Genomic DNA, 6,352 nt, shown 5'->3' with positions numbered 1-6,352 from the left:
GACCGGGCTGGCCGCCGAACGCGTCACGGCACTATTGCGCAAGCGCAGTGTACGCACCGCCGGCGGCGTGCTGGTGATGCTGTTCGGGATTTGGACCTTGCCCGGGCCCCATCAGCACTGGCTAATGGGCCACTAAAAGGCCATGTGGCATAGCGCCGCTCCCCGTTGACGCAAATCAAGATGCCATATCCGCCACGCCCCTAGACTCGACCAATTAGTCTATCCGGGGGAACGCCCGCATGCTCGACGCCATTCGTTGGGACAGCAATCTGATTCATCGCTACGACTTGGCGGGGCCACGCTACACGTCCTACCCCACCGCCGTGCAATTCGACAGCCAGGTCGGTTCCTTCGACCTGCTCCACGCCCTGCGCGACAGCCGCAAGGCTGCACGGCCATTGTCGCTGTATGTACACGTACCGTTCTGCGCAAACATCTGCTACTACTGCGCCTGCAACAAAGTCATCACCAAGGACCGCGGCCGCGCCCAGCCCTACCTGCAGCGCCTGGAACAGGAGATCCAACTGATCGCCTGCCACCTCGACCCGAAACAGACCGTGGAACAGCTGCATTTCGGCGGCGGCACCCCGACCTTTCTCAGCCATGACGAGTTGCGCCAGGTGATGACCTCCCTGCGTAAGCATTTCAACCTGCTCGATGATGATTCCGGCGATTACAGCATCGAAATCGACCCGCGCGAAGCCGACTGGGCGACCATGGGGCTGCTGCGCGAGTTGGGCTTCAACCGCGTCAGTATCGGCCTGCAAGACCTCGACCCCGAAGTGCAACGGGCGGTTAACCGCCTGCAAAGCCTGGAAGAGACCCGCGCCGTGATCGATGCGGCCCGCACCCTGCAGTACCGCTCGATCAACATCGACCTGATCTACGGCCTGCCCAAGCAAACACCGATCAACTTCGCGCGCACCGTGGAAGAGGTGATCAAGCTGCAACCGGACCGTCTGTCAGTGTTCAACTATGCGCACTTGCCGGAACGTTTCATGCCTCAGCGGCGGATCAACGCCGATGACCTGCCGTCCCCGGAGGCAAAACTGCTGATGCTGCAAACCACCATCGAACAGCTGACCAACGCTGGCTACCGCTATATCGGCATGGACCACTTCGCGCTACCGGACGACGAATTGGCCATCGCCCAGGAAGAAGGCACCCTGCAACGCAACTTCCAGGGCTATACCACCCACGGTCATTGCGACCTGATCGGGCTCGGGGTCTCGGCCATCAGCCAGATCGGCGATCTGTATTGCCAGAACACCAGCGACATCAATAGCTACCAGCACGCCCTGGCCGATGCGCAACTGGCGACCAACCGCGGCCTGGTCTGCACCACGGACGATCGGTTGCGGCGGGAAGTGATTCAGCAATTGATCTGCAATTTCAGCCTGACCTTCGAGCAGATCGAACAGGCGTTCAATATCGATTTTCGCGGCTACTTCGACGATATCTGGCCGCAACTTGAAACGATGGCCGAAGACGGCCTGATCGAACTGAACGCACAAGGCATTTGCGTTCTACCCGCCGGGCGGCTGCTGGTGCGCTCGGTGTGCATGGTGTTCGATGCCTATCTTGAGCATCAGAACAGGCAGCGGTTTTCGCGGGTGATCTGAAGGCTCTACGCCATCACCAGGGAGGCGGCCTTCATGGCGTCTTCGCCGCTCAGGCCTTTCATGCCTTTGGCCAGGGAGGTTTGCGCGGTCAAAAGGCTAGCCTGCAGCGCACTGAGCGAGGCTTGTAGGCTGCCGGCCTTGATCCGCGCCTGGTCAGGCGTCAGGCTCGTGTCCGCCATCACTGAAGCCAGCTCGGCCTGTTTCTTGGCGATCTGCTCCTTGATCTGACGGATCATTTTCAGCATCTGCTGAATGTTATCCGGCAGGCCACTCTCTTCGATATCGCTGTTGGCTTTCTTCGCGACACCCGCAGCGTTCAATGCCGCTCCGGAAATGGTCACCGTCACCCCCTCGACCGCCTTGGCCGGACGCAGCGGCGCCGACGTGGCGTCCTCAAGCGCTTTGGCGGCCTTGGCGTCTTTAGCCTCCGCCACCAAGTCCTTGGGCTCACGAACCGTCGCCACCGCTTGGCTGGCAGCAGAGTTTTTACCGATGGAAAGCATGATGTGAGCCTCCAAGCTCTAAGGGATACAGACTTGTATCGGCTCAGATACAATAATCTTTATCCCTGCATCGGTTTTTCGTCCATGCTGGCCTCTTCTACCCACAGTGCGTTACCCTTACGTCTTATGTGTGTTTTCCCACAAGGATTTAAGAAATGTCCGAGCCCGTTAAGCTGCGCGCTAACAGCCAGGCCCATTGCAAGGATTGCAGCCTGGCGCCCCTCTGCTTACCACTTTCATTGAATCTGGAAGACATGGATGCGCTGGACGACATCGTTAAACGCGGGCGCCCGCTGAAAAAAGGCGAGTTTCTGTTTCGCCAGGGCGACAAGTTCGATTCCGTCTATGCAGTACGTTCGGGTGCATTGAAGACATTCAGCCTGAGCGACAGCGGCGAAGAGCAGATCACCGGCTTCCACCTGCCGAGCGAGCTGGTCGGGCTGTCGGGGATGGACACCGAGATTCATCCGGTGTCGGCCCAGGCCCTGGAAACCACATCGGTGTGCGAAATTCCTTTCGAACGCCTGGACGAACTGGCCCTGCAATTGCCGCAACTGCGCCGCCAATTGATGCGCGTCATGAGCCGCGAGATTCGTGACGACCAGCAAATGATGCTGCTGCTGTCGAAGAAAACCGCCGACGAGCGTATCGCCACCTTCCTGGTCAACCTGTCAGCGCGGTTCCGTGCCCGTGGTTTCTCGGCCAACCAGTTCCGCCTGAGCATGTCGCGCAATGAAATCGGCAATTACCTGGGCCTGGCGGTAGAAACCGTGTCCCGGGTCTTTACCCGTTTCCAGCAGAACGAGCTGCTTGCCGCCGAAGGCAAGGAAGTGCATATCCTCGACCCGATCCAACTGTGTGCGTTGGCGGGCGGCTCCCTGGAGGGCTGATCCAGACACTTGCGGCCGCGCCAATCGGCAGGGCCGCAAGGTATACTTCGAGTCCGTTTTCCGCCCCAGGACTCTTCGACGATGACCTTCGATTCGTTCGACATCAAATCCCTGATCCGCCCTGTCATCGACTTCCCCAAGCCTGGGGTGATCTTTCGCGACATCACGCCGCTGTTCCAGTCGCCCAAGGCCCTGCGCCTGGTGGCCGACACCTTTGTCCACCGCTACGTCGAAGCCGATTTCAGCCACATTGGTGCGATGGATGCCCGGGGTTTCCTGATCGGCTCGATCATCGCTTACCAATTGAACAAACCGCTGATCCTGTTCCGCAAGCAAGGCAAACTGCCGGCCGACGTGCTGGCCGAGGGTTACCAGACCGAATACGGCGAAGCCTTCCTCGAAGTGCATGCCGACAGCCTGTGTGAAGGCGATTCGGTGCTGATCTTCGATGACCTGATCGCCACCGGCGGCACGCTGATCGCTGCCGCGAACCTGGTGCGGCGCATGGGCGCGAAGGTTTTTGAAGCGGCGGCGATTATCGACCTGCCGGAGCTGGGTGGCTCGCAACGCCTGGAAGATATGGAGATTCCAACGTTTTGCCTGACGCAGTTTGCGTTGAGCGAGCGCTGAGGGTTGCCTGAACTGGCGCCATCGATGGGCAACTTGCTTGTCCATCAAACCAGGCACGTATATCACCGACAACACAAAACCAATGTGGGAGGGGGCTTGCTCCCGATGGCGGCATATCAGTCAATGCAAAGGTGACTGAAGCACCGCTATCGGGAGCACCCCCCCTCCCACAACGTGTCCTGCGGCGTGACTTAAAGGGCGATGGGCTTGCGCCCTGCAAACGAGTGCGCCAGGGTGCCGCCGTCCACCAATTCCAGCTCGCCACCCAGCGGCACGCCGTGGGCGATACGCGAGGTGACCAGGCCTTTGTTGCTCAGCAGTTGGGCGATGTAATGGGCGGTCGCTTCACCTTCCACGGTTGGGTTGGTGGCCAGAATCACCTCGGTAAAGGTGCCCTGCGCTTCAATCCGTGCCACCAGTTGCGGAATGCCGATGGCCTCGGGGCCCAGACCGTCCAACGGCGACAGATGGCCTTTGAGCACGAAGTAGCGCCCGCGATAACCGGTCTGCTCCACCGCGTACACGTCCATCGGCCCTTCCACCACGCACAACAGCGTGTCATCGCGGCGAGGGTCGGCGCATTGCGGGCAGAGTTCTTCTTCGGTGAGGGTGCGGCACTGGCGACAGTGGCCAACACCTTCCATGGCCTGGCTCAAGGCCTGGGCCAACCGGGTACCGCCGCTGCGATCACGCTCCAGCAGTTGCAGCGCCATGCGCTGGGCGGTTTTCTGGCCGACGCCGGGTAAGGTACGCAGGGCGTCGATCAGTTGGCGAATCAGGGGGCTGAAGCTCATGGGCGAAAGGTCCGACAAAACAACGAGACGCGGTTTATACCCGCGCCTCGGATTAGCGTCAAATGCTCAATCCTGCGCGACGCGCACCACCAACTTGCCGAAGTTGCGTCCTTCGAGCAAACCGATAAACGCTTCGGGCGCCTGCTCCAGGCCATCGACCACGTCTTCGCGGAACTTGATCTTGCCGTCACGTACCCACGGCGCCATGGCGCTGAGGAATTCCGGCTGGCGATCGCCGTAGTCATCGAACACGATAAAGCCCTGGATACGCACGCGCTTGGTCAACAAGGTGCGTTGCAGCGCCGGCAGTCGATCAGGGCCACTGGGCGCTTCATGATCGTTATAGCCGGCGATCAGCCCGCACAGTGGAATCCGCGCCTTGGGGTTGAGCAGCGGCACAAGGGCATCGAACACCTTGCCACCGACGTTTTCAAAGTAGATATCCACGCCCTTGAAACAGGCCCGGGCCAATTCATCGGCGAAGTGCTCGCTTTTGTGGTCAATGCACGCATCAAAGCCCAGTTCATCCACCACGTAACGGCACTTGTCGGCCCCGCCCGCAACACCCACCACGCGCAGGCCCTTGAGCTTGGCCACCTGGCCCACCACCGAGCCCACCGCACCGGACGCTGCCGCCACCACCAGGGTTTCCCCGGCCTTGGGCTGGCCGATGTCCATCAGGCCCATGTAGGCGGTCATGCCCGGCATGCCCAGCACACCCAATGCCATCGACGGACTGGCCAGGCCGTTGGGCACCGGTATCAGGTTGCGACCGTCGCAAACGCTGTGGCTTTGCCAGCCGGTGGAGCCGACCACCAGGTCGCCCACTTCGAATTTCGGGTTGCGCGACTGCTCGATACGGCTGACAGCGCCACCCGTCATCACTTCGTCGATTTCTACCGGAGCGGCGTAGGACGGAGCATCACTCATGCGCCCACGCATGTAGGGGTCGAGGGACAGGTACAGCGTCTTCAACAAGACTTGGCCGTCTGCCAGTTCCGGCAGCGTCACGCGCTCAAGGCGGAAGTTTTCCGGGGTTGGCGCGCCTTGAGGGCGCGAGACCAGAACAATGCGCTGGTTAAGAATCGGTGCTTGAGGCATCGAGGGACTCCTTTATCGATGAGCGAATTCAATGGCATTAAGTGCAGACACTGGCCAAGGCGCCGAGGTTCGACATAGTTGCCGCCCGGTAGCAAATGCAGAGGGGTGAACAGCCAAAAAAAATGCCAGGCGCGATGCCTGGCATTTCAGTCTAGCTAAGGCTGGCCGATCAGAACGGCAGTTTCATGCCCGGAGGCAGTTGCATGCCAGCGGTCACACCGGACATTTTGTCTTGGCTGTTGGCTTCGATCTTGCGCACAGCGTCATTGACGGCCGCTGCGAACAGATCTTCCAGCACTTCACGGTCGTCATCGCTGACGCCTTCGAGCAGGCTCGGGTCGATGCTCACGCGCTTGATGTCGTGACGACCGGTCATCACCACGCTGACCATATCGCCACCGGCTTTACCGGTGACTTCGGCGTTGGCCAGCTCTTCCTGCATCTTGGCCATTTTTTCCTGCATCTGCTGCGCCTGCTTCATCAGGCCGGCCATGCCACCTTTCATCATGGGAATCACCTCAAAAGTACGTGGATCAATAAGTAGCCCGGTGTTATGACGCCTGGGGCACCGGGGCTTCGACAGGTTCAATAGTATCGTGACGGACGACCGCACCGAACTGTTGCATCAATTGCTGGATGAGCGGGTCGCCGTGGATCGACTCCTCGGCCTCGCGCTGGCGATTGAGGCGCCGGCGGGTCGCGGCCTGGGCCGGGGTTTCCTGCTCGGGCTTGATCAACTCGATGGCGATGGTCAGCGTGCGCTCGTGGTACTGGTTGAGGGCATCGTTGAGCCGGCGCTGCTGGGTCGCATT

Annotated in this window: 8 protein-coding genes and 1 pseudogene; 4 read left to right on the top strand and 5 right to left on the bottom strand. The window is 60.4% G+C overall.

All coding sequences use genetic code 11. From position 1 onward, the window contains the following. Together L9Z73_RS23340 and hemN are read left to right on the top strand one after the other, a co-directional pair. Nucleotides 1-136 (top strand): annotated as a pseudogene (locus L9Z73_RS23340) (sulfite exporter TauE/SafE family protein); the annotation flags it as partial. 103 nt (nucleotides 137-239) lie between these two features. After that, entirely contained in the window at nucleotides 240-1,622 is a 1,383-nt protein-coding gene (gene hemN / locus L9Z73_RS23335; RefSeq protein ID WP_247406068.1) for an oxygen-independent coproporphyrinogen III oxidase, read from the top strand. 5 nt (nucleotides 1,623-1,627) lie between these two features. Here the strand turns inward: hemN and L9Z73_RS23330 are convergent, their stop codons facing one another. Next, nucleotides 1,628-2,125, bottom strand: coding sequence for a hypothetical protein (locus L9Z73_RS23330; protein ID WP_247406065.1), 498 nt, complete (start codon nucleotides 2,123-2,125; stop codon nucleotides 1,628-1,630). A gap of 155 nt (nucleotides 2,126-2,280) precedes the next feature. Between L9Z73_RS23330 and fnr the strand changes: the two genes are divergently transcribed. Beyond that, nucleotides 2,281-3,015, top strand: coding sequence for a fumarate/nitrate reduction transcriptional regulator Fnr (fnr, locus tag L9Z73_RS23325; protein WP_247406063.1), 735 nt, complete (start codon nucleotides 2,281-2,283; stop codon nucleotides 3,013-3,015). A gap of 81 nt (nucleotides 3,016-3,096) precedes the next feature. Next, nucleotides 3,097-3,645, top strand: coding sequence for an adenine phosphoribosyltransferase (locus tag L9Z73_RS23320; RefSeq protein WP_247406047.1), 549 nt, complete (start codon nucleotides 3,097-3,099; stop codon nucleotides 3,643-3,645). Between the two features lie 191 nt (nucleotides 3,646-3,836). On the opposite strand, the gene recR is transcribed toward L9Z73_RS23320, so the two are convergent. The 4 genes from recR to L9Z73_RS23300 form a co-directional block, all read right to left on the bottom strand. Beyond that, nucleotides 3,837-4,439 carry a recombination mediator RecR gene (gene recR, locus L9Z73_RS23315; protein WP_017845247.1) on the bottom strand — a complete coding sequence of 201 codons (603 nt, stop codon included), beginning with the start codon at nucleotides 4,437-4,439 and terminating at the stop codon, nucleotides 3,837-3,839. 66 nt (nucleotides 4,440-4,505) lie between these two features. Then, on the bottom strand, nucleotides 4,506-5,540 hold the full coding sequence (locus tag L9Z73_RS23310; protein ID WP_247406044.1) for an NADP-dependent oxidoreductase: 1,035 nt from the start codon (nucleotides 5,538-5,540) through the stop codon (nucleotides 4,506-4,508). Nucleotides 5,541-5,709: 169 nt separating this feature from the next. Further along, nucleotides 5,710-6,048, bottom strand: a complete 339-nt coding sequence (locus L9Z73_RS23305) for a YbaB/EbfC family nucleoid-associated protein (protein ID WP_017527493.1) — start codon at nucleotides 6,046-6,048, stop codon at nucleotides 5,710-5,712. 43 nt (nucleotides 6,049-6,091) lie between these two features. Further along, nucleotides 6,092-6,352, bottom strand: a 261-nt coding sequence (locus L9Z73_RS23300; RefSeq protein ID WP_282598731.1) for a DNA polymerase III subunit gamma/tau C-terminal domain-containing protein, incomplete at its 5' end; no start/stop codon positions are given.

Source organism: Pseudomonas emilianonis, assembly GCF_023072625.1.
In the GTDB taxonomy this organism is placed as follows: Bacteria; Pseudomonadota; Gammaproteobacteria; order Pseudomonadales; family Pseudomonadaceae; genus Aquipseudomonas; species Aquipseudomonas paraveronii.
This window is presented reverse-complemented; position numbering and strand designations above follow the sequence as displayed.